20 protein-coding genes are annotated in these 22,475 nt (G+C 46.0%); 17 read left to right on the forward strand and 3 right to left on the reverse strand.

Annotated elements, in window-relative coordinates; genetic code table 11:
• Positions 1 to 13 precede the first annotated feature (13 nt).
• The 9 genes from nagZ to CRO25_RS01220 all read left to right on the forward strand — a co-directional run bounded on the left by nagZ (position 14) and on the right by CRO25_RS01220 (position 11,510).
• Complete coding sequence (nagZ, locus tag CRO25_RS01180; RefSeq protein ID WP_079694125.1) at positions 14 to 1,675, forward strand: beta-N-acetylhexosaminidase; 1,662 nt, start codon at positions 14 to 16, stop codon at positions 1,673 to 1,675.
• 276 nt (positions 1,676 to 1,951) lie between these two features.
• Positions 1,952 to 4,210, forward strand: coding sequence for a stalk domain-containing protein (locus CRO25_RS01185; RefSeq protein ID WP_079694124.1), 2,259 nt, complete (start codon positions 1,952 to 1,954; stop codon positions 4,208 to 4,210).
• A gap of 389 nt (positions 4,211 to 4,599) precedes the next feature.
• Complete coding sequence (locus CRO25_RS01190; protein WP_063565677.1) at positions 4,600 to 5,064, forward strand: Fur family transcriptional regulator; 465 nt, start codon at positions 4,600 to 4,602, stop codon at positions 5,062 to 5,064.
• Positions 5,065 to 5,066: 2 nt separating this feature from the next.
• A complete protein-coding gene (gene yidD / locus CRO25_RS01195; RefSeq protein WP_024631022.1) occupies positions 5,067 to 5,318 on the forward strand; it encodes a membrane protein insertion efficiency factor YidD in 252 nt (83 codons plus the stop codon).
• Positions 5,319 to 5,710: 392 nt separating this feature from the next.
• Positions 5,711 to 7,780, forward strand: coding sequence for a methionine--tRNA ligase (gene metG / locus CRO25_RS01200; protein WP_256863571.1), 2,070 nt, complete (start codon positions 5,711 to 5,713; stop codon positions 7,778 to 7,780).
• 312 nt (positions 7,781 to 8,092) lie between these two features.
• On the forward strand, positions 8,093 to 9,082 hold the full coding sequence (locus tag CRO25_RS01205; RefSeq protein ID WP_079694123.1) for a metal ABC transporter solute-binding protein, Zn/Mn family: 990 nt from the start codon (positions 8,093 to 8,095) through the stop codon (positions 9,080 to 9,082).
• 55 nt (positions 9,083 to 9,137) lie between these two features.
• Entirely contained in the window at positions 9,138 to 9,896 is a 759-nt protein-coding gene (locus CRO25_RS01210; protein ID WP_063565680.1) for a metal ABC transporter ATP-binding protein, read from the forward strand.
• Between the two features lie 48 nt (positions 9,897 to 9,944).
• Positions 9,945 to 10,748: a metal ABC transporter permease gene (locus tag CRO25_RS01215; protein WP_063565681.1), complete on the forward strand. Its 804-nt coding sequence runs from the start codon at positions 9,945 to 9,947 to the stop codon at positions 10,746 to 10,748.
• A gap of 48 nt (positions 10,749 to 10,796) precedes the next feature.
• Positions 10,797 to 11,510 (forward strand): cytochrome c biogenesis CcdA family protein, encoded by a 714-nt coding sequence (locus tag CRO25_RS01220; protein ID WP_024631017.1) that lies wholly within the window; start codon positions 10,797 to 10,799, stop codon positions 11,508 to 11,510.
• Between the two features lie 142 nt (positions 11,511 to 11,652).
• Here CRO25_RS01220 and splB read toward each other — a convergent pair whose 3' ends face one another.
• On the reverse strand, positions 11,653 to 12,723 hold the full coding sequence (gene splB / locus CRO25_RS01225; RefSeq protein ID WP_079694122.1) for a spore photoproduct lyase: 1,071 nt from the start codon (positions 12,721 to 12,723) through the stop codon (positions 11,653 to 11,655).
• A 232-nt stretch (positions 12,724 to 12,955) separates the two neighbouring features.
• Here splB and mntR point away from each other — a divergent pair, with 232 nt between their 5' ends.
• The 3 genes from mntR (at position 12,956) to CRO25_RS01240 (ending at position 16,277) form a co-directional block, all read left to right on the forward strand.
• Positions 12,956 to 13,384, forward strand: a complete 429-nt coding sequence (gene mntR / locus CRO25_RS01230; RefSeq protein WP_063565683.1) for a transcriptional regulator MntR — start codon at positions 12,956 to 12,958, stop codon at positions 13,382 to 13,384.
• Positions 13,385 to 13,592: 208 nt separating this feature from the next.
• Entirely contained in the window at positions 13,593 to 15,191 is a 1,599-nt protein-coding gene (locus tag CRO25_RS01235; RefSeq protein ID WP_079694121.1) for a family 10 glycosylhydrolase, read from the forward strand.
• Positions 15,192 to 15,275: 84 nt separating this feature from the next.
• Positions 15,276 to 16,277 (forward strand): patatin-like phospholipase family protein, encoded by a 1,002-nt coding sequence (locus CRO25_RS01240; protein ID WP_079694120.1) that lies wholly within the window; start codon positions 15,276 to 15,278, stop codon positions 16,275 to 16,277.
• A 68-nt stretch (positions 16,278 to 16,345) separates the two neighbouring features.
• Here the strand turns inward: CRO25_RS01240 and CRO25_RS01245 are convergent, their stop codons facing one another.
• Together CRO25_RS01245 and CRO25_RS01250 are read right to left on the reverse strand one after the other, a co-directional pair.
• Complete coding sequence (locus CRO25_RS01245; protein ID WP_079694119.1) at positions 16,346 to 16,678, reverse strand: hypothetical protein; 333 nt, start codon at positions 16,676 to 16,678, stop codon at positions 16,346 to 16,348.
• 5 nt (positions 16,679 to 16,683) lie between these two features.
• Complete coding sequence (locus tag CRO25_RS01250) at positions 16,684 to 17,676, reverse strand: DUF1385 domain-containing protein (RefSeq protein WP_063565687.1); 993 nt, start codon at positions 17,674 to 17,676, stop codon at positions 16,684 to 16,686.
• 215 nt (positions 17,677 to 17,891) lie between these two features.
• On the opposite strand from CRO25_RS01250, the gene CRO25_RS01255 reads away from it, so the two are divergent.
• From CRO25_RS01255 to CRO25_RS01275, 5 genes are all read left to right on the forward strand, one after another.
• Positions 17,892 to 18,470 (forward strand): YqhR family membrane protein, encoded by a 579-nt coding sequence (locus CRO25_RS01255; RefSeq protein WP_063565688.1) that lies wholly within the window; start codon positions 17,892 to 17,894, stop codon positions 18,468 to 18,470.
• Positions 18,471 to 18,547: 77 nt separating this feature from the next.
• Positions 18,548 to 18,991, forward strand: a complete 444-nt coding sequence (gene aroQ / locus CRO25_RS01260; RefSeq protein WP_063565689.1) for a type II 3-dehydroquinate dehydratase — start codon at positions 18,548 to 18,550, stop codon at positions 18,989 to 18,991.
• 39 nt (positions 18,992 to 19,030) lie between these two features.
• The gene (locus CRO25_RS01265) at positions 19,031 to 20,104 is read left to right on the forward strand and encodes a Xaa-Pro peptidase family protein (RefSeq protein WP_063565690.1); all 1,074 of its coding nucleotides are present in this window, start codon (positions 19,031 to 19,033) and stop codon (positions 20,102 to 20,104) included.
• A 296-nt stretch (positions 20,105 to 20,400) separates the two neighbouring features.
• Positions 20,401 to 20,958 carry an elongation factor P gene (gene efp / locus CRO25_RS01270; protein ID WP_053784402.1) on the forward strand — a complete coding sequence of 186 codons (558 nt, stop codon included), beginning with the start codon at positions 20,401 to 20,403 and terminating at the stop codon, positions 20,956 to 20,958.
• A 191-nt stretch (positions 20,959 to 21,149) separates the two neighbouring features.
• Positions 21,150 to 22,403, forward strand: coding sequence for an aspartate kinase (locus tag CRO25_RS01275; protein ID WP_063565691.1), 1,254 nt, complete (start codon positions 21,150 to 21,152; stop codon positions 22,401 to 22,403).
• Positions 22,404 to 22,475: the final 72 nt, after the last annotated feature.

Raw genomic sequence — 22,475 nt, forward strand, 5'->3', positions numbered from 1 at the left:
TGGGGAGGAAAGCATGCGTATGAATTCGATCGATCAGCTTTCGTTGGAACAGCGGGTAGGACAGATGTTTATGTGTGGATTCCATGGACAGCATGCGGATGAACAGGTCAATCGACTGATCCGTGATTATCATGTCGGAGGCGTCATTTATTTCAGACGGAATGTTGAAAGTGTAGACCAAATCAATCGACTGTCTGCCGACTTGCAAGCAATTGCCGCTGAAGCCGGGGATTTACCTCTGATGATCTCCGTGGATCAGGAGGGCGGGATGGTGGCCCGGATTGATAAAGAGGGAGTGACCCAGGTACCTGGAAACATGGCGCTTGGAGCAACGGGTAATCCGGACTATACCCTTGAATGCGCACAGATTCTAGGTCAAGAGTTAAAAAGCATCGGTATCGATATGAACCTCGCCCCAGTATTGGATGTGAATAATAACGTTCTTAACCCGGTCATCGGTGTGCGCTCCTATGGCGAGAATGCGGAGAGCGTAGCTTCTCACGGTGCAGCAGCCATCAAAGGATATCAATCCCGAGGCGTTGCTGCAACAGCCAAACATTTTCCCGGACATGGAGATACAGCGGTGGATTCACATCTCGGTATGGTCACTGTACCTCATGAACGTAACAGGCTGGATCAGGTGGAACTTCTGCCGTTTCATCGCGCTATTGAGGCCGGAGTGGATGCCATCATGACTGCTCACGTCATCTTCCCGGCGATTGAACCGGAGCCGATTCCAGCTACATTGTCCCGTAAAGTGTTGACGGGGCTGTTACGCGAGGAAATGGGCTTTGACGGCATTATTATTACAGACTGTCTGGAAATGCATGCGATATCCAAGCCATATGGTGTGGCCGAAGCAGCCATTCGTGCTGTGGAGGCAGGTGCTGATCTAATTCTGGTCAGTCACACACTGCAAGATCAAATCTCTGCTGTGGAAGCTGTTGTGGAAGCCGTTCGTACTGGACGAGTGGATGAAGCCACCATTAACCAGGCATTGGAACGTATTATTTCATGGAAGGCAGCGCGTTGTGGTCAGTGGGAGCATACGTTTGTCTCCATGGAAAAGGATGATGCTGTATCGGATGGATCTGATGAGGATGGGATCATGTTCTCAACAAAAGAGAAAGATGAATCATCAAGATCGTTGGCCTCCATCGAATCCACGTTGGATGAGATTGCCTCCAATAGCATTACTGTGGTTCAGAATGATGGGTTGCTTCCCTTAGACCCTGAGAAGAATGTCTATGTCGTCTGGCCTGAAGTTGTGCAACGGACAGAAGTGGATGAACCATGGTCTCACACAGATTCACTTGGCGTGGCGTTATCGCAGCTTAGAGCCGGAGTTCGGGAGCACAAAATAACGACACAGCCGTCTTATGATGAAGCGGACGAGATACTGAAGAATGTGACGGAGGAAGATCAAATCATCGTATGTACTTACACTTCCGCAGGCCATCTTCCGAAAGGGCAACATCATTTGGTTCAAAAACTTAGTGAAAAGTACTCCCTGATTGTAGTTGCTCTGCGTAATCCATATGATCTATTGGAGATTCCGACGCCGGGAAGTTATATATGTACGTACGAGAACACTCCTGCAGTGGTTCGTGCTTTGTCTCTCGTCTTAACAGGTGAATTGCAGCCAACAGGACGCTTGCCTGTCAGTTTGCGTTAGCAAATTCTAAATCTCTAAATCTCTCTGTGGCATGGTGCTTATTCAACCATGTCTTGGAGGGATTTTTTATTGTGATTTGCGGCAGATTTTAATACAGATTGCACTCCAAGTCGAACGTGTAATAGATAACTATTTTCATAGTATTTTCGCTCTATTAAATGTTTACAATTCTTATCAAATATTTTTAGCAACTTTTCCCGGTAGTAAGCGTCTAATAGTATGACTTTTTGAGGGGGATATTTATAAAATGGGAGCAGAAGGAGCCAAAGACAAAGAATGAATTTGAAGAAGAAATTATCCATACTTACCGCTTTAGCTGTATTCCAAGCGTTTGCAGCGATTCCAGCGAATGCACTAGCAGCCGATCAAAGTGATACAACAACAACAAATACAGCCAATGTTAAATCCGTGGAGGTTGTGAAGAAAGAACAAACGATCGCGGAATCGGATGTAAAGTCCGGGTCAGATTCAAAACAGTCTGATAATAATGCAGTCGAAGGAACAAACCCGGTAACAGATGAACCTACAGGTACAGATGTTACTCCGGTTGACCCTAATACAGACCCTGCTGATGAAGAGGATGCAGGCGAGGAAACAACAGTTCCAACGGCTCCAGTTGAAGTTGAGCAACCATCTACAAGCGGTCAATCTATAGCCGGAAGTAAGGGCGGAGATCTGACACTTTATATGAACAGCAACAAAATGGTGCAAGACGGCAAAACATATCTTGCCGGACAGCCGATGGCTGTTAAAAATGGAGTATCTTATGTAGCGATCCGCGCACTGGTTGATCGGGTTGGTTATGAAGTGAAATATGACAATACAACCAAAGAAACCATTATTATTAGCGGCGAAGATGAACTTCGCTTCAAAACGAATAGTAGCGTTTACACCGTTAACGGTGAATCGAGAACGATGAAAGGCCCTGCCTATCAACAAAAAAATACGTTCATGGTGCCACTGACGTCGATTACTCAGGCACTTAACATTACTTATAAAGTTAATCAGTCTGCCAAGACTGTTATACTGAATCTGAATTCCAAACCGGTAGCCAGCTTCACGGTACAAAAAGAGATTTTTGCAGGAGACACGGTAACATACAACACTAAATCGAGCTCTCCCAAGGGACTGGACATCGTGGATGAGCGTTGGACTGGCCGTCAGGATTCGTTTGACCAACCAGGTACATATACGGTAACGTATGCTGTCCAGGATTCGAGCGGACAATGGAGTGCCCCGTACGCTGTAACGATTCAGGTACAAAAACTAAATCTTCCTCCTGTAGCGATGTTTACGACAGACAAGGAAGAGTACAAAATGGGTGAAAAGATCACGTACATTGATCAAAGCACCGATGATGAAAATGCCATTGTGAAAACTGAATGGGAAAACAATGCTCTGGCATTCTTTGTTCCGGGACCGAAAACAGTAACGATTACTGTTACGGACAAACATGGTGCAAGTAACAGCTATACCAAGAATGTCAATATCACAAATGAAACACTCTATACTATCTCTGATTTTAATCAGTTGTTCACGCCGGTAGGTGATAAGTTCAGCTTCAACGGCAGTGAAGTTCCTGCCATGGAGAAAGTTCCGTACACTTATTACGATGAGCAAAGTGTGCTGATTCGTAGTAACAGCCCGGAAACCGTTAATTCGGAAGGGATTGTGTACAAAGAGTCTTCAATCGGTCAGACCCGTTTCATGATTCACCATGTAAATAACACCGGTAAAAACGTGAAAATGTACGTTGTTGCTACGAATAATAATATGTACGCAGCAACATTAGAGCAGCAAAATATGGGCTTCGCTGGTCCTTCGCCATTCGCAACAGTAGCCGGAAGGTTATCGATTGAGCGTTGGTTCCAGTCCATGCAAGATGGCACTGGAAAATTGAATGTTGTGTTGCAGCCAGGAGAGAGCAAATTGATTCTTACTGAACTCAATGCTCTTCCTATGAAGCAAGGGCAAGTAATTTCACTGTATTCTGATGTTTTCAGCGACTACAGGCTGGATTACAACATTATCATGATCGAAGAAAATAAAGATCCGATGGCTGTATGGTCCACACTGCCTGTTCTGGATCGTGATGGTGTACACAACCGTGGTACGTATCCGAATGCAACACGTGTCATTACGTATGACCAAGAAGTAGGTTCGAAGCCCGCTCGTCTGCCGCTTGGGGATAATGCAAGTGACCCGAATCTGGTCGGTAAAGACCCTATGGCCTATACGGAAGCTTCTAACGCGGGTAACTTCGGCGTGCTGTACAAAATTACACTGAACAATGTGGCTCCGCGCACGCTGATCTCATTCAACCCTCGTGGGGGTAGATACTCGGGTGTGGTACTCGTTAATGGTCAGGTTGTGCAGATTTCGAATGGCACCAAATCGTTAAGTGCACCAAATGAACAAAGTGTACTCTATCGCACAGGTTCGTACGGCGAAGCTGTAACGATTGTGTTCTCGGCTGCACCAGGAAGCAATCTTCCTGTCAACTTGCTTTTCACACCGCTTCCGACAGAGAAGTAATTTTTTCACCTGTTACCTAGGACGGACGGTTTGGGTGAAGTTATATGGTATTATCCTGTCACCCCCAAAGTCGCCCGAAGGATTGATCATCTGAACCGTCAGAAGATGGAGTTGTCCCCAAGTCATGCAATTGACCGGGACAGCTCTTTTTTTTAGGTTCGCTTGTAATTAGCGGTATCCAAGCGCTTTCGTTGACTATGAACTTCATTTAAGGCATTATTAGTAGTATATAAATCAAGCATAAGTATCAGCATTTGCATAATTTGATTCCACAGGCTAACGGGTACAATACCTAGACGAATCAAACCATTTCGAACTAAGCATTGCTGAAATGAATTCGCTCTTTGGATTTATGCAGAATGCTCGAATGACAGGAGGTGCTTTAGATCATGCTGTCGACAGAACAGATTATTACTACCATGTCCTCGCAGGGGCTCCGCATTACGGATCAGCGGAAGACACTGGCCCGGTTATTTGCTGAATCCCCTGGGTATTTGACACCCAAGGACGTCTATGAATATATGGGTAAGACTTACAGCGGACTGAGTTTTGACACGGTGTACCGGAATTTGCGTGTCATGCAAGAATTGGGTGTGCTGGAGCAGGTCATCTTTGAAGATGGGGTGAAGTTCAGAGCACATTGCAGCGAGGATCACCATCACCATCATATGATTTGTCTGAAATGCCAGAAAACATATCCAATCGTTTTTTGCCCAATGCAGCTTGCAGATGCGCCTGAGCAATTCCAGGTCGTCGATCATAAATTTGAAGTTTTCGGGTACTGTAAGGACTGTGCCGAACATGTGCCAGCCAAAGTGTCATCCGGACATCAGCACACTCACGGGAAGCACTGACGATGAAGTTATCTCGCAGACTGGTTCAGGCTCCCATTCGGGTGTATCGCAGCTATATCTCTCCATTGAAGCCGCCAACGTGTCGTTTCTATCCTACATGCTCGGCTTACGCGATGGAGGCGATTGAGGTGCATGGTGCGTTCAAAGGATCGCTGCTTGCGGCAAAACGTATTGCGAAATGCCATCCGTTTCATCCAGGCGGAGTGGATCTGGTGCCACCGAAGGCTGAAAAGTCTGTCATGGTATCCGATTAACGATCTAATGGTCGTTTTTTGCCGGTTTGAGTTGATTTAAGATTGCTGTCCACTTGACAAAGGAGGCAGTATTTCAGTATATTTTTGGTATAATGATTTCCAGTGAAGGGATAAGTACAGACACACCCCCAGTGCAGAGAGCCGGATGAGCTGAGAACCGGTCTGGGAGGAGGATGGAATATGGTCCCGGAGGAACCTCTTTCGAGCGTGCAGACGTTGATTAGAACGGCTGTCGTAAGGCTGAGGCGTGATCCAGCGTTAATGGGCGGTCGAAGGACCGGCAGAGCCTGTGGTTTGTGAAAAGCACGGGGAATTTGGGTGGTAACACGTGAGAGCAACTCTCGTCCCATACAGGGACGGGAGTTTTTTGTGTTCTTTTTTAGACAAATGCAATGAAAAAGCACGACTATATGAAGGAGGAGAAGTCATCTATGGCTGATCAAAAAACATTTTATCTGACAACACCGATTTATTATCCGAGTGACAAACTGCATATCGGGCACGCGTACACGACTGTGGCGGGTGATGCCATGGTTCGATACAAACGTCTGCGTGGTTATGCTGCTCACTATCTGACAGGAACCGATGAACATGGGCAGAAGATTGAGCGCAAGGCACAAGAGAAAGGGCAGTCACCGCAGGCTTTTATAGACGACATCGTTGTTGGCATCAAGGATCTGTGGAACAAACTGGACATTTCCAATGACGACTTCATTCGTACGACGGAAGAGCGCCACAAAACAGTGGTTCAGGATATCTTTGACCGTTTGTTGAAACAAGGGGATATCTACAAGGGTGAGTACGAAGGCTGGTACAGTATCCCGGATGAGACCTATTACACGGAAACCCAGCTGGTTGATGTGGAGAAGAATGACAAAGGCGAGATTATCTCGGCTAAAAGTCCGGATAGCGGGCATCCGGTGGAGCTGGTAAAAGAAGAATCCTATTTCTTCCGGATGAGTAAGTATGCTGATCGTTTGCTGAAATATTACGAAGAGAATCCGGGTTTTATTCAGCCGGAGTCCCGCAAAAATGAAATGATCAACAACTTCATCAAGCCAGGTCTGGAAGACTTGGCCGTATCTCGGACTACTTTCGAATGGGGCGTCAAAGTTAAAGGCGATCCGAAACACGTTGTATACGTATGGATTGATGCGTTGTCTAACTATATTACAGCTCTGGGCTATGGATCATCCGACGAATCGCTTTACAACAAATTCTGGCCTGCGGACGTGCATCTGGTAGGAAAAGAAATTGTTCGATTCCATACGATTTACTGGCCGATTATGCTGATGGCGTTGGACCTACCTTTACCGAAGAAAGTATTCGCTCACGGTTGGCTGTTGATGAAAGACGGCAAAATGTCCAAATCAAAGGGTAATGTCGTTGACCCGGTAACCTTGATTGACCGTTATGGTCTGGATGCACTGCGTTATTACCTGCTCCGTGAAGTTCCATTTGGTTCAGATGGTACATTTACTCCAGAAAGCTTTGTAGAACGTGTGAACTCCGACCTGGCAAATGACCTTGGAAACCTGTTGAACCGTACGGTAGCCATGGTGGACAAATATTTCGAAGGCAAAGCCCCTGAGTTTACTTCTGGTGTGACCGAATTTGATGCATCTCTTGAAGAAGCGGGTCTTGCTGCTGTGGAGAAAGTGGAGCAGGCAATGGAAAATCTGCAATTTTCCGTAGCGTTGACAGCGATCAGTCAGTTTGTTAGCCGCAGTAACAAATACATTGACGAGACTCAGCCTTGGGCTCTGGCTCGTGATGAAGCGAAACGCAATGAACTGACATCGGTAATGTCGCATCTGATTGAAAGCTTGCGGATTGCTTCCATCCTCTTGCAACCGTTCCTAACACGTGCTCCGCGCAAAATCTGGGAACAACTCGGCATTCAGGAAGGTGAACTGACGACTTGGGATTCAGCGAAGCAATGGGGCGTTATTCCGGCTGGCAACGCTTTGCAGAAGGGTGATCCGATCTTCCCACGTCTGGACTCTGAACAGGAGATTGCTTATATTGCTGAAGCGATGACTGGAGGCAAAAAAGCTGAAGCGCAGCCTGAGGCAGCTCAAGCTGATGCTGGAGGCTCTTCTGAAGCCGCTCAACCCGTCTCAGCACCAGAAGGCAAAGAAGAGATCGGTATTGATGATTTCGCCAAAGTGGAATTGCGTGTCGCTCAAGTTATTGCCTGTGAACCGGTCAAGAAAGCCGATAAATTGCTGAAGTTGCAGCTGGATCTGGGCTATGAGCAACGTCAGGTTGTATCGGGAATCGCGAAGTTTTATTCACCTGAAGATATGGTTGGACGCAAAGTCATCTGTGTTACGAACCTCAAGCCTGTGAAATTGCGCGGTGAACTGTCCCAGGGCATGATCCTGGCAGCATCCCATGGCGACCAGCTTACACTGGCAACGGTACCGGATAATATGCCTAATGGCGCACAAGTGAAATAGGACTTTGACCGTGTAACCAAGGATTTGATTTATATAGTTGTAATAGAAGGTGGCTCGATGAGAATCGGGTCACTTTTTATTTTGGGATGAAATCGGATCTGATGAAAGAAAACAAGCATATACTGTTATGAACTCCGTGCTCAAGGAAAGAATGAATAGGACAGAGCGGCTTGACAAGTTCGAGCAGGTTACCTATAATTCTTTCAGTAATGTTTACGATTAAGAGATGCGGAGTGAATACTAGTGAAACTTTATAATGGAAGAAATCTAGACCAGGTAAACCGGACTCTAGCGACAGGTAGAAGAAGGCATATGAAATTGTTGCTAAGCGGTCTGCTTGTTCTTAGTTTGCTCATATTGTCGGCATGCGGTCAGAATAATTCGGAGAGTGCCAAGCTGGTGGAAGGCAAAGTGAATGTGATTACAAGCTTCTATCCTGTCTATGCGTTTACTTCGACAATTGGTGGGGAAGATGCAAATGTCATTAATTTGCTGCCAACAGGTGTTGAACCACATGACTGGACGCCGAAGAGTCAAGATATTGTGAATACATCCAAAGCACAGTTGTTTCTATACAATGGTGCAGGTCTGGAAGGATGGGTACCCAACTTCCTGAAGTCATTGAATAGCGATACCAAGGTGAAGTCAGTTGCAGTAAGTGAAGGGGTTACTCTATTGACTGCTGAAGGTGATGATGGACACGGTCATGGTGAAGAACAGGTGGATGAACATAGCGACGAACATGCAGATGAAGCTAACGCAGAGGACATTACGAACCATCATGTGGACCCTCATACGTGGGTAAGTCCAAAATCGGCAATGGTAATGGCTGAGAATATTAAAAACAGCCTGGTTGAAGTAGACCCTGCACATAAAGAAGGATATGAACAACGCTACGAAGAGCTGCGGACCAAGCTGGAAACGTTGGATCAGCACTTTACGGATGAATTGTCCAACGTACCCAATAAGGAAATTGTCGTATCACACCAAGCCTTTGGGTATCTTGCACGTGATTATGGGTTGACCCAGCATGCTATTATGGGACTTTCTCCAGATGCGGAACCCACAGGTCAAGATATTGTGAAGTTGGCCAAGTTGGTGAAGGATGAAGGGATTAAATACATTTTCTTCGAAGAGCTGGTATCTGATAAACTGGCGAAAACCCTCGCCAATGAAGCGGGTGTAGAGACAATGGTCCTGAATCCGGTAGAAGGTTTAACCAAAGAACAGGCTACCAACGGGGATGATTATTTCACCCTGATGGAGAAAAATTTGCAAAATCTGCTGATCGCATTAAAATAAGATAGACTGAAGGATTCGTTTGCAATCCTTATATATAATGAAGGGCGGCTTTGCCATGCAGCAAATCATGCCATTGTGTCATGATCCAATTATAGAGATCGATAAATTATCATTTTCCTACGGCGACCAGCGAGTGATCGAAAATCTCGATTTTATGGTCCAGGAAAGGGATTTTGTCGGTATTATCGGTTCAAACGGGGCGGGCAAAACGACATTGCTGCGAATGCTGGTTGGACTCTTGCCTCCAGCTGAGGGAGATATCAAGCTATTCGGACAGTCGATCCGCCGATTCAAGGATTGGGAACGGATTGGTTATGTTCCGCAGAAGAATGCATTTAACCCATTGTTCCCTGCAACGGTACGGGAAGTCGTGATGTCTGGATTGTACAACAACAAGAATATGTTCCGCCGAATGTCCCGTAAATGTCAGCAGCAGTGCACAGATGCTATGCAAGTGATGCGGATTGAGGATTTGGCGAACAAACGGATCGGACAACTGTCCGGTGGACAGCAACAGCGTGTGTTTTTGGCACGTGCGCTTATTAATCATCCTGATCTGCTGATTCTGGATGAACCGACGGTAGGTATCGATGCCGAATCCCAGGCCAGCTTTTTTGAACTCATTACCCATATGCATGAACATCACCGGATGACATTCCTGATGGTTTCACATGATATGGACCGGATGGAGAGTTATCTCGGTTCCAAAGCTGCGGTGACGAACGGAAAAATTCATTTCCATGTCCGTCATTCCCATGAGGTGGAAGATTGTGCCGAGACTAATTTGCAGCATACCACCACCCAGGTACGTTAGAAGCGAGTGCAACCAGATTAGAGCAAGGCCGAAGGAGTCGTGTGTGTTTTGGAAATTTTAATGAGTGATTTTTTTCAGCGGGCGCTGGCGGGGGGATTGCTGATCGGCATCACCGCTCCGTTGATCGGATTGTTTTTGGTGCTGCGCCGTTTATCCATGATCGGGGATACCCTGTCTCATGTTACTATTGCCGGGGTTGCACTCGGATTCCTGATTGAAGTGTATCCGATTGCGGTGGGGCTTATTTTCGCCGTGCTCGCATCATTTGCAATAGAGAAACTGCGTAAGGCGTACAAGAGTTACGCCGAGTTATCGATCGCGATCATCATGTCCGGTGGAGTAGCGCTGGCTTCGTTGTTCTTCACGCTGGGCAAAGGTTATAATACAGATGTTATGAGTTACCTGTTCGGCAGTATTTATACACTGGACTCCACGGATTTGAAGCTGGTTGGTGTGGTAACGTTGATCGTGGTCGTCGTTGTAGCACTGTTACATAAGGAGTTTTTCCTACTCAGCTTTGAAGAGGATGCCGCAGCGGTTACCGGATTGCCTGTGAAATTGCTTAACATGCTGATTACGGTGATGACAGCCCTTGTCATTAGTACGGCGATCAAAATCGTGGGCGCATTGCTGGTATCGGCATTGCTTACCATTCCGGTAGCTGTAAGCTTGCTGATGGCACGAAGTTTCAAATCGGCGATTATATTATCCGTGGTCATTGGCGAAATTGCCGTGGTCATTGGACTGGTTGTGGCCGGGATCTGGAACCTTGCACCAGGAGCAACAATTGTACTTTTGCTTATCATGATGCTGATTCTTACGATGATTGGAAAAAAAGGGTTCCGAGCCTGAGTCTGAACGTGAGCAAGTGAGCCCCCAGGGAAGGGAGATATCCGCTTCATGCCTGATGTTAATGTGTGGCTGGCTTTTGTAGCAGGATTAGCTTCGTTTATATCGCCATGCTGTCTTCCGCTGTATCCATCGTATCTTTCCTATATTACGGGGATGACGGTACAACGGTTGAAGGATGAGCGCAATCAGCGTGAAGTTCGCTTCAAGACATTGACTCATACGCTGGCGTTTATTTTGGGCTTCTCGGCTGTGTTTTATTCGCTCGGGCTGGGAGCTGGATTGTTTGGCCAATTTTTCAATGATAACCGTGATCTCATTCGTCAATTATCCGCGATCTTGATTATGTTAATGGGTTTATTTTTGCTTGGTTTGTTCAAACCTCAGTTTCTGATGAAAGAGCGTAAGATGGACATGAAATGGAAACCAGCGGGTTACTTGGGCTCCTTTATTTTTGGCATTGGTTTTTCGGCAGGTTGGTCGCCTTGTATTGGACCAATTTTGACTGCCATCATCGCGATGGCTGCGAGCGAACCAACAACCTGGTTGGCTTTGATTACGGGTTATACGGCCGGATTTGCGTTACCGTTTTTCATTCTGGCCTTCTTCATCGGTTCTACACGATGGATCTTGCGTTATTCCAATATCATGATGAAAGCCGGGGGCGCATTAATGTTGTTCCTCGGGGTGCTGTTATTTACGGATCAGATGACGAAAATTACGATCTGGCTACAGCAAATTACACCAGACTGGATGATTATCTAGCGCAGCAACGAGGGTGTTTGTTTTACTCGAAGGTTATTTTAAATAAGAACAAAGCAGGCTACATGGAAACCAGAACGATTCTGGACTCATGTAACCTGCTTTTTTAATCAATAGCTCTTTAATAAAAGTGTCTGGTCAACGCTTAGGTGAAATAATCAATGTTGGCCAGTGGGAAATGCTCAAAAATGCGCTCGGTAATAAACTCGCGCAGGGCATCCTGCTGATCATCCTTATACAAATATTTGTACTGGCCCCAGCGGCCCCATTTCATTTTCCGCTTTTCGATATCCATCTCCAGCTTGGTTTTGGGGTATCGCTTCTCAATGGTGGCTTTTGCCGTTTTGGTAAAACGGTGCTGGATCATCTCAAACGTTAGATCCTTGGTTGCTTCTTCGGGAAGTGTATCGGCAAGTTTTTGTAAAAGCTCGCTATATCCTTCTTCCCATCCGTCGTACCACATAATTGGGGCAATAATGAATCCAAGCGGATATCCCGCATGAGCTATTTTGCCTGCGGCTTCAATTCGCTCTTCAAACCGTGAGGTGGCTGGCTCAAAATTTTTGATCACATAATCCGAATTCACGCTGAAACGGATTCGAGTGTGTCCATTATGCTTGATGTTTAATAAAGGATCAACATGATGGTATTTGGTTACAAAGCGAAGTCGCCCGTGTTCCTCATCCGCCATAAAACGAATTAGGTCACCGAGATTTCCTGTAATATGCTCCAGACCTACGGGATCAGATGTACATGCTGCTTCAAAACGGGTAAGTTCAGGTGCGCGCTCCTCAATGTATCCCTTGGCGGCCTGAATGATTTCTTCGGTGTTTACATAGACACGCACATAGGGCTTGGCCCCAAGTGTCGTTTGAAGATAACAATAATGGCAGTGGCCCATACAACCTGTGGAGATGGGAATGGCATATTCCGCCGAAGGCTTCGATTGGTCAAACTTGAGTGTTTTACGCACGCCGACGACAAGGGTACGCTTCGCCATTCGGTACTTTTCCTGTTCCGTTTCACCAGGGAGATTGGTAATTCGATTATGGGATGTCGTCATCTGATATGGGATATCCCTAGAGGTAACCCATTCCATAATTCGTTTACCTTTCTCATATTCCAGCGCACCGGGTTCAAAATACACCAAATCGGGAATAAAGGGTTTAGTGCCTTTTGCTTTGCGAACGGGTGGATGCGCTACACTTGTACTCACGAAATCACTCCTTTCAATACGGAACCTTGCTTAGTTTGCCTCGTTTCGGGATAAGTCACCCTTGCCAATACTTGCGTAATGGTGAAGGAAATCGAGCCCTGAGGAGTGTTTTATGGACTGTAAATAGTGAATGAATTGTGCAGGACTTGCCAATGCGTATTGATAACATGTATCATTATAAGATAGTGACCAGGCAAGAATATTGCCGGTCAGAGAGAAGAGAGGGAAGCAGATGCCAACGCCCAGTATGGAAGATTATTTGGAGCGTATATACAAATTAATTGATGAAAAGGGCTATGCTCGTGTGTCTGATATAGCTGAAGGTTTGGAAGTACATCCTTCATCGGTGACGAAGATGATCCAAAAGCTGGACAAAGACGAGTATCTGATCTATGAGAAGTACCGCGGGCTGGTGCTTACGCCAAAAGGCAAAAAGATGGGCAAACGGTTGATGGAACGCCATCATCTGCTTGAACAATTTTTGACGACGATTGGTGTTCAGGAAGAAAATATTTACCAGGATGTTGAAGGGATTGAACACCATCTGAGCTGGGATTCCATTACCTGCATCGAATCTTTGGTTGAATATTTCCGCCAGGATGAGAATCGACTGCGTGATCTTAAAAGTATTCAGGATGTCATGAGCAATACAGAATCTTAAGGTTTTAAAGCCAGAATCACCTGAAAAATTACAATGAATATCTATTCAAAATCAGAGGATGCACCTGCCGCTAAAACGGTTGGAAGCGTCCTTTTGCTTTTTTTTGACCAAAATTTGGCGTTTATTCGCAACTTAACAATCATTAGGAGCGTCTATTAAACTAGCAGAATTTGCCGCGAATTTATAATTATTTTGGAGGATTGCACTGATGAAGCTTCGTAAAGGATTGATCCTGCTGCTCATTTTTGTTCTGGGTTTACAAACATCAGGACTGACGGCGCAGGCAGCTAGTCAAAAGGAAATTGTTATTTATTTGGATGGTCAGCGTTTGGAGTCGGATGTATCACCTTACATTTTGCCCAAAGTAAATGTAACGATGGTCCCTCTGCGTGTTATTAGCGAAGGACTGGGTGCATCTGTACTTTGGTCACAGGCTACCCGCACAGTAACAATCAAGAAGTCCGATTCAGTCATTACGATGACAAGTGGACGCCAGCAAGCAACGGTGGATAGTGCCGTGGTTGATCTTGATGCATCAGTAGAACTGAAACAAGGCCGCGTCATGGTACCGATTCGATTTGTCAGTGAGAACTTGGGAATTCAGGTCACCTGGAACCAGTCTGAGCAGACGATTAATCTGGCTACAGGCAATGCTCCCAATCCTACTCCAGTAACACCAGCAGAGCCTGGAGGGACGGGAACTACGCCAAATACGGATGAGATGCGAGGAGCCTGGATTTCGACTGTAAATGGAGACTGGCCTTCATCTAGTGCCAAAGGAAATGTAGAAAAACAAAAGTTGGAGTTCATTCAGCAGCTTGATACGTTGAAGGATATGGGTATCAATGCCGTATTTGTTCAAGTGCGAGCCAATGGGGATGCGATCTATCCATCAGGTCTTGTACCGTGGAATAGCGTGCTGACAGGTACACAGGGGAAAGATCCTGGGTATGATCCACTTGCATTTATGATCGAGGAAGCCCACAAACGTGGCCTTGAGTTCCATGCCTGGTTCAACCCGTTCCGGGCTACCAATTCGGCAACGACAACTGGGCTTGCAGCCAATCATGTATCCAAGCTTCATCCGGACTGGATTGTTAATGCATCAGGCAAACTGTATATTAATCCAGGCATTCCGGAAGCGAGACAGCACATTATTGATTCCATCATGGAAGTGGTTAATCAGTATGATGTTGATGGCGTACATTTGGACGATTATTTCTATCCTTCCAATGTAACGTTTAATGATGATGCGACTTTCAAAGCATACAACACATTGAATACGAGTGACCGTGCAGAATGGCGCCGGGAAAATATCAATCAATTCGTCAAGCAGCTCGGAGAGAGCATCCACAAGGTGAAAGCTGGCGTTGAATATGGCATTAGCCCATTTGGTGTATGGCGTAACAAATCAGTTGATATGACAGGTTCTGATACAAAAGCCGGAGTAACCGCTTATGACAGCATGAATGCGGATGTGCGGACTTGGATCAAGCAGGAGTGGATTGACTATGTTGCACCCCAAGTGTACTGGAGCATGACACTAAGTGCAGCACGATATGACAAGGTGGTTGACTGGTGGGCCAATGAAGTGGCAAATACCGATGTGAAATTGTATATTGGTCACTCTCCTTATAAGCTGGGCACACCGGAAATCGGGTGGCAGACATCCCAGGAGATCATTGATCAGCTTATATATAATGAGAAATATGATACGGTGAAAGGAGATATTTTCTTCAGTTCACAGTACCTGACGAAAAATCCGCTCGGCTTGATCGCCAAATTAAAAGCCTATTATGGACTGTAAAACATTTTAACGTAATATGACCAACCCCTGTTCTCATACAGTGGCAGTAGTAGCATGGACTGCCTGGAGAACGGGGGTTTTATTGTGTTGATTAATGGAGTATTTGAAGGTGGCGGCGTAAAGGGAATTTCGCTTGCCGGCGCCGTAAAGGGTGCAGAAGATCACGGTGTTGAATTCAATCGCGTAGCGGGCACGTCCTCGGGTTCCATCGTAGCTGCTTTGCTGGCGGCTGGCTATTCGGCGGAAGAGATGAAAGGCATTATCGAGAATACGCCGTTTGCTTCGTTACTGCGACGTTCCCCCATATTTGATACCAAGTGGATCGGACCCGCAGCAAGGCTGTTTTTGAAGAAAGGTCTATATTCTGGGGAAGCGCTGGAATGCTGGATTCGGGATATGCTGAAAAAAAAGGGAGTTCGGACGTTTGCTGATCTGCCTCCAGGTAAGTTGCTAATCATTGCATCCGACATTTCCAACGGCACTATTTTGGTGCTTCCAGACGATATCAAACGATTCGGAATTGAACCTTCGAAACTGGAAGTAGCCAAGGCTGTACGTATGAGCTGCAGTATCCCCTATTTCTTCGACCCGGTTGCCATTCGCAGATCCCCGATCCTGTCCAAAGGATTACGTTTTGCGGACCAGTTTGTTTACATCGTCGATGGAGCATTGCTGAGCAATTTTCCGCTCTGGCTGTTTGATGGAGAGCGTACAGAACGTGGAGGAGATCTCATCCCTGTAGTCGGTTTTAAAATGGTTGGCAAAACCGAAGGAGAGCCAGCTAGAATCAGAGGACCTCTAAGTATGCTTCAGGCATTGGTTGAAACAATGCTAACTGCTCATGATGAGCGATATATCGAACAGGTTAATCGATTCCGTACTGTGAAAATTCCTACCCTTGGGATTAAACCGACAGAATTTCACCTTTCTGTACAGGACAGTACAGCATTATATCAATCTGGGGTCACCGCCGGGACTGAATTTTTCAGTGGATGGAATACCAAGATATATGGTGAGCAGCTGGATAAACAAAGACGAGAACTGAGAAAAAAACAAGCGGAAACACCACCGCTGACTCCTGTATAAAAATGAAAAAGCAATTCTCCGCATGTTTGGAGAATTGCTTTTCTGTGTGTTTCGCCGATATCAGCGCTTTAGTGATACTTAGGTACGTCTTCATCACTTTTACCCTTTTGACCCTGAATCACTTGGAAAGGATAATCCTTGCGTTTTTTGGAAGAACCGCTACTTTTTCGGGCACCAGACCGTGCATTAACTTTAGCCATGGTTTTAGCCGATGGTTTAATCTTCGGTGATGATGTCTTGCGTGCCCAACGGCGGGGCGGATATTTATAGAGCAGGAACACAACTCCGAACACGACGAGGGGGATGACAATTTGGGATAAACCTCCACTTCCCAGCCTAGTCAAGATTCCAATAGCAGCGAGTGCGATGAACGTCCAAAATATGATTGCCTGCTTCTTCATATCATTCACCCTTTCACAGGATCAAGTGTTGCAACAGGAACTTCCGACGTAGCCGATACGTTTGCGAGTTTGGCATCCAATTCACGCATACGGTTAAACGAAGCGATGGATACTTCTACCTGTTCATTCGTTGGCTCTTTAGTTGTCAGCAATTGCAGCCACAGCCCCGGATATCCGAGATAACGAAGTACAGGGATGTCACGTACGGAGTTGGTCATCTTCAACAATTCGAATGAAATACCGAGTACTACTGGCAACAACAGCAACCGCTGACCCATACGTTCCCAAAGGTTATCGTATGTGAAGAGCGAGTACAAAAATATGCCGATAATGACAGTCAACATAATAAAACTGCTTCCGCAACGATAATGCAGACGGCTATACTTCTGCACATTCTCTGGTGTAAGCTCTTCTCCGGCTTCATGAGCACTAATGACTTTATGTTCTGCACCATGGTATTGGAACAGACGTTTAATCATCGGTGTCTGGGAGATCAGCCACAGATAGGCAAGCAACAGAATCAGCTTAATTCCGCCTTCCAGTAAATTATGCAAAAACTGATTGTCGAATGCATTTTTGAACAGAAAATTCTCAATAACAACCGGCAACAATGTAAGCACAATTTTACCAAAAAGGAAAGAAAGGATAGCTACTGCGGTGACGCCGATAATCATGCTAAGGCTCCAACCTGAGCCTTCTTTTTCTTTTTGCTTTGCTTTTTCTTCAGGTTCCAGTTCATCATCAGCGTATGCGTCAGCAGAATAATTGAGATGTTTGCTTCCTTTGACGCTCGAATCTATAATGCTGACAATCCCGCGCAGTAGTGGAATCCGCCGCAATTTCATGACCCAGGACTTGTCTTGCTTGGGAACTTCCAGATACGTAATTTCGCCGTCTTTTCTTCGCACAGCTGTAACGTTGACATGTTTACCGCCGAACATTACGCCCTCAATGACAGCTTGCCCCCCGTAGCTGACAGGCTTGGATTGTTGAGGCAAATTATTCACCTTCCTATTCTGTTCTATACCTTCATGGTCGAAGGCAGTTTAATAACCCTATTGTATCGAATTTTGAGAGCAATTTCTAGTTTACGAGTCGATCTAAGGGCGATGTTGTTAACTTTGTCCTGATTTGTACATACTACCCGGTAGAGTTAGGACGAAAATGGAGATTTATTCGCAGTTTTGCAAACTGAACGTGAAGGAGAATATCGATGACAGAGCATACGAGTGAACGCACATCCCATAAGGAAAATCAGCGTGCTGACAAAGGAGAGCAGAAGGACCGGGGTAGACGTCCTACCCAGCGACAAGACCAGGCACATTATTTTACCAAGCCGTTCCCTTTTGCAGTGGAGCTAGGTTTTTTCGCAGGTTTTATCTGGGGAGGTTTGCATTGGCTGTTCTATCTGCTTCATTTTACGATTGTGCCATTGGGATTTTTGGCTGAACCGTTTTTTAAACATAATTTTATCTATACTGCAGCAGGGCATTTGACCGGCTGGCTGTTTTTTATTGTTTTTTCGGTTCTCGCTTCCCTGATTTACACGTTCACTTTGAAAAAATGGGAAGGCCCGCTTCCAGGCATGGGTTACGGGATTTTTTGGTGGCTCATTATCTTTGTCCTAGTAGGTCCAAAACTGGATATGGTGAAGCCCTTAAACCGTTTAACATGGGATTCAATCATTACAGAAATTTGTTTCTTTTTGCTGTGGGGACTGTTTATTGGCTACACAGTAGCCATGGAGTTCACCGATGAACGGAAACGTGAGCCAGAGCAAGCGGGAGCATAGCCGCAAAAAAGCTTCTCAATCCGGCAATGGCTGTGTTAAAATAGCAGATGGTTATTTGCAGAAAGGGTGGAGCAGCTATGAAACGGATTGTTGTAATCAATGGCCCGAACCTGAACATGCTCGGAGTACGTGAACCCGGCATCTATGGAACGCTTAGTCTGAAGGATATTGAGGATAAAATTCGCAGACAGGCGGAGGAGCTGGGCGTCTCCATCGCTTTTTATCAATCCAATCACGAAGGGGACATCATTGATCGAATTCATGCAGCGATGGGCGATGCAGACGGAATCATGCTGAATGCCGGAGCGCTGACCCATTACAGCTATGCTGTGCGTGATGCCATCAATGCCGTAAAAGTTCCTACAGTAGAAGTACATCTATCCAACATTCATGCACGCGAAGCGTTCAGACATCATTCAGTAATTGCTGCCGAAACAATCGGACAGATTGCCGGATTTGGCGAAGTAAGCTACGAACTGGGGCTGCTGGCTCTTGTGCGTCATCTGAACAAACAAACCTGAGCCGGGGACCCGGGAATGTGAGAGAAAGAAGGGTTACCGATGGAAAACAAACGAGTAAATAAGTTGCGTGAGGCCATGCATGAACATGAACTCACGGCTATGCTGATTACAAATCCGATTAACCGTCGTTACATGACGGGCTTTACAGGTTCAGCAGGATATGTGCTGATTACGGAACAGGAAGCTTATTTGCTTACCGATTTCCGTTACATGACACAGGCGCCGCAACAAGCCAAAGGATTCACCGTTGTGGAACATGGACCCAAACCGTTGGAATCCGTACGTGAATTGCTTGCATCGGCGAATATCAAACAGGTTGGCTTTGAGCAGGATCATGTCACTTATGGCACACATACTGCTTATGCTGAAGCACTTCAGTCTATTGAATTGAAAGCTGTATCCGGTATAGTGGAGCAACTTCGCATGTTCAAGGACGAAGATGAGATCGCTGTAATGCAAAGAGCTGCGGATCTGGCAGATGCAACATTCAGTCACGTTTTGCAATTTGCAAAACCGGGTATGACTGAACGTGAAGTGGATTTGGAGATGGAGTTTTTCATGCGCAAACATGGAGCAACTTCCTCTTCGTTCGATACCATTGTGGCATCGGGTGAACGTTCTGCTATGCCTCACGGTGTAGCAAGTGGCAAAGTCATCGGACAAAATGAGTTAATTACATTTGACTTTGGTGCGCTTTTGGATGGATACTGTTCAGATCTGACACGTACCATCGCAACGGGCACACCTGTACCTGAACTGCGTAAAATTTACGATATCGTACTGGAAGCCCAGTTACATACGCTGGCGAACCTGAAACCGGGCATGACCGGACGGGAAGCAGATGCATTGGCACGTGATATCATTGCAGGGCACGGATACGGAGAGCAATTCGGACACAGCACGGGTCACGGTCTGGGTATGGAAGTCCATGAGGCTCCTCGTTTGTCCAAGCTTAGCGACGATGTATTGAAACCGGGCATGGTGGTAACCGTTGAACCGGGTATCTACATTGACGGCCTTGGCGGCGTGCGTATCGAGGATGACGTGGTGATTACCGAGACAGGTATTCACATTTTGACGAATTCGGACAAGAAGTTCACCGTAATTGGCTAAATTACAGCCAACGGTGATATAAGACGATTTTTAATTTATGCTTTTGAATGAAGTAAACATGGAATTATACAATAACGAAGAGGGCAGAAAAAACCTGAAGAAGCGAAGCGCTCGCCTTTATCCCGGATTTCTCCCTATTAGGATAGGGATTAAAAGAAATCTGGGGATAACAGCGATCGGAAGGTTGTTCTGCCATCGTAGTGGTCTGTGTAATATGACAGTTTGACTTGTTCAAACTTAAATTAACCCATCGTCTTATATCACCTACTTTTCAACCATATCAGGAGGGATTTTTTGTGATTTCAGTAAACGATTTTAAAACAGGCTTAACCGTACAAGTGGACAACGACATTTTCACTGTAATTGATTTCCAACATGTTAAACCAGGTAAAGGCGCTGCCTTCGTACGTTCCAAACTGAAAAACCTGCGCAACGGTAACACCGTTGAGAAAACATTCCGTGCAGGTGAAACCATTGGCCGTGCCATCATCGAAAACCGTGGCGTTTCCTACCTGTATGCAAGTGGTACAGAGCACACCTTCATGGACAACGAAACATATGATCAGTTCACACTGACAAGCGATCAGTTGGAATGGGAATTGAACTTCCTCAAAGAAAACATGAACGTAAAAATCGTTAGCTACCAAGGTGAAATCCTCGGAATTGACTTGCCTACAAGCGTTGAGTTGAAAGTTATCGAGACAGAGCCAAGCGTAAAAGGTAACACAGCACAAGGTGCTACTAAAAACGCAAAAGTTGAAACAGGCTTGAATGTACAAGTGCCATTGTTCATCAACGAAGGCGATGTTCTGCTGATCGATACTCGTGAAGGTAAATACTCTTCCCGTGCGTAACGTTCACATGGTGTAAGCTAAATAATGCGTTAATTCAACCCTTTGCCATTTCTATGGCAAAGGGTTTTTTCGAAAAAAGATTAGCCTATCAGACGCTTTCGTAATATACTGGGTTAAAGTCATTTTTCGGAGAGAATAATGACGGTGGACATCAATTATGCATACTGCACAAGGTAGGGAGTGGATTTGCGTTGTCATTGTACGTCATGAAATTTGGGGGCAGCTCGGTCGGAGACACAGAGCGCATGAAGCGTGTAGCCGGACGTGTTGTAGAAAAAGCGGATGAAGGACATCAGTGTGTAGTCGTGGTTTCGGCCATGGGGGATACCACGGATGATCTGATTGATCAGGCGAAACAGCTGAACAGTGAACTGCCTGCACGTGAGATGGATATGCTTTTGACTACGGGAGAACAGATCTCGATTTCATTGTTATCCATGGCGATTCAGGCGCTGGGACGCAAAGCCATCTCATTTACAGGCTGGCAAGCGGGATTCCGGACAGAGGCGGTACACGGCAAAGCGCGGATTAACGATATTCATCCGGAACGGGTGAATCAGGCGTTGGCAGAAGGCAACATTGTAATCGTTGCTGGCTTCCAGGGAATGACGGAAGAAGGCGAGATTACGACGCTTGGCCGCGGCGGATCTGATACAACGGCAGTAGCCTTGGCAGCAGCCATCAAGGCTGACGCTTGCGAGATTTACACGGATGTAGACGGGATCTATTCCACCGATCCGCGTATCGTGAAGGTTGCACGCAAGCTTAAGGAAATTTCGTACGACGAGATGCTGGAACTAGCCAATCTGGGAGCAGCGGTATTGCATCCGCGTGCAGTTGAATACGCGAAGCATTCCGGTGTGCCTTTGATTGTAAGATCCAGCTTTAACCATAATGAAGGAACGGTTGTGAAGGAGGAAGCAACAATGGAACAAGGCGTGGTAGTTAGTGGAATTGCCTATGACAAAAATGTGGCTCGCATCAGTATTCTGGGTGTACCAGACGTACCGGGGGTTCTCGCTGAAGTATTTGGTGCCCTTGCATCAGAACAGCTGGATGTTGACATTATCGTTCAGAGCGGTGTGATGGACGGTAAAGCAGACTTCTCGTTCTCTGTTGCGCTGACTGATCGGGAGAACGCACTGCGTGTCATTGAAGCACTTCATAGCCGCCTGCCTTACCGTGAAGTTACTTCCGAAGAAAACCTTGTTAAAGTCTCGATCGTTGGTGCAGGCATGGTTAGCCATCCGGGTGTTGCTGCGAAGATGTTCAAAGTCATCTCGGGCGAAGGCGTTAGCATTAAGATGGTCAGCACTTCCGAAATCAAGGTATCTTGTGTAATTGATGGAGAGAAGCTTCATGACGTAATCAAGGCGCTGCATACAGCATATGATTTGGATACGGCTGAGCAGGCCGTAATTGGCGGACCGCAAGTTCGCAGATAAAAAGCGGAAATTGTTAAGACACACCAAAGGTGTACTGTGTATTCCCATTCGGGATCGCAGTACACCTTTTTA

This window comes from Paenibacillus sp. RU5M (genome assembly GCF_900221055.1).
In the GTDB taxonomy this organism is placed as follows: Bacteria; Bacillota; Bacilli; order Paenibacillales; family Paenibacillaceae; genus Paenibacillus; species Paenibacillus marchantiae.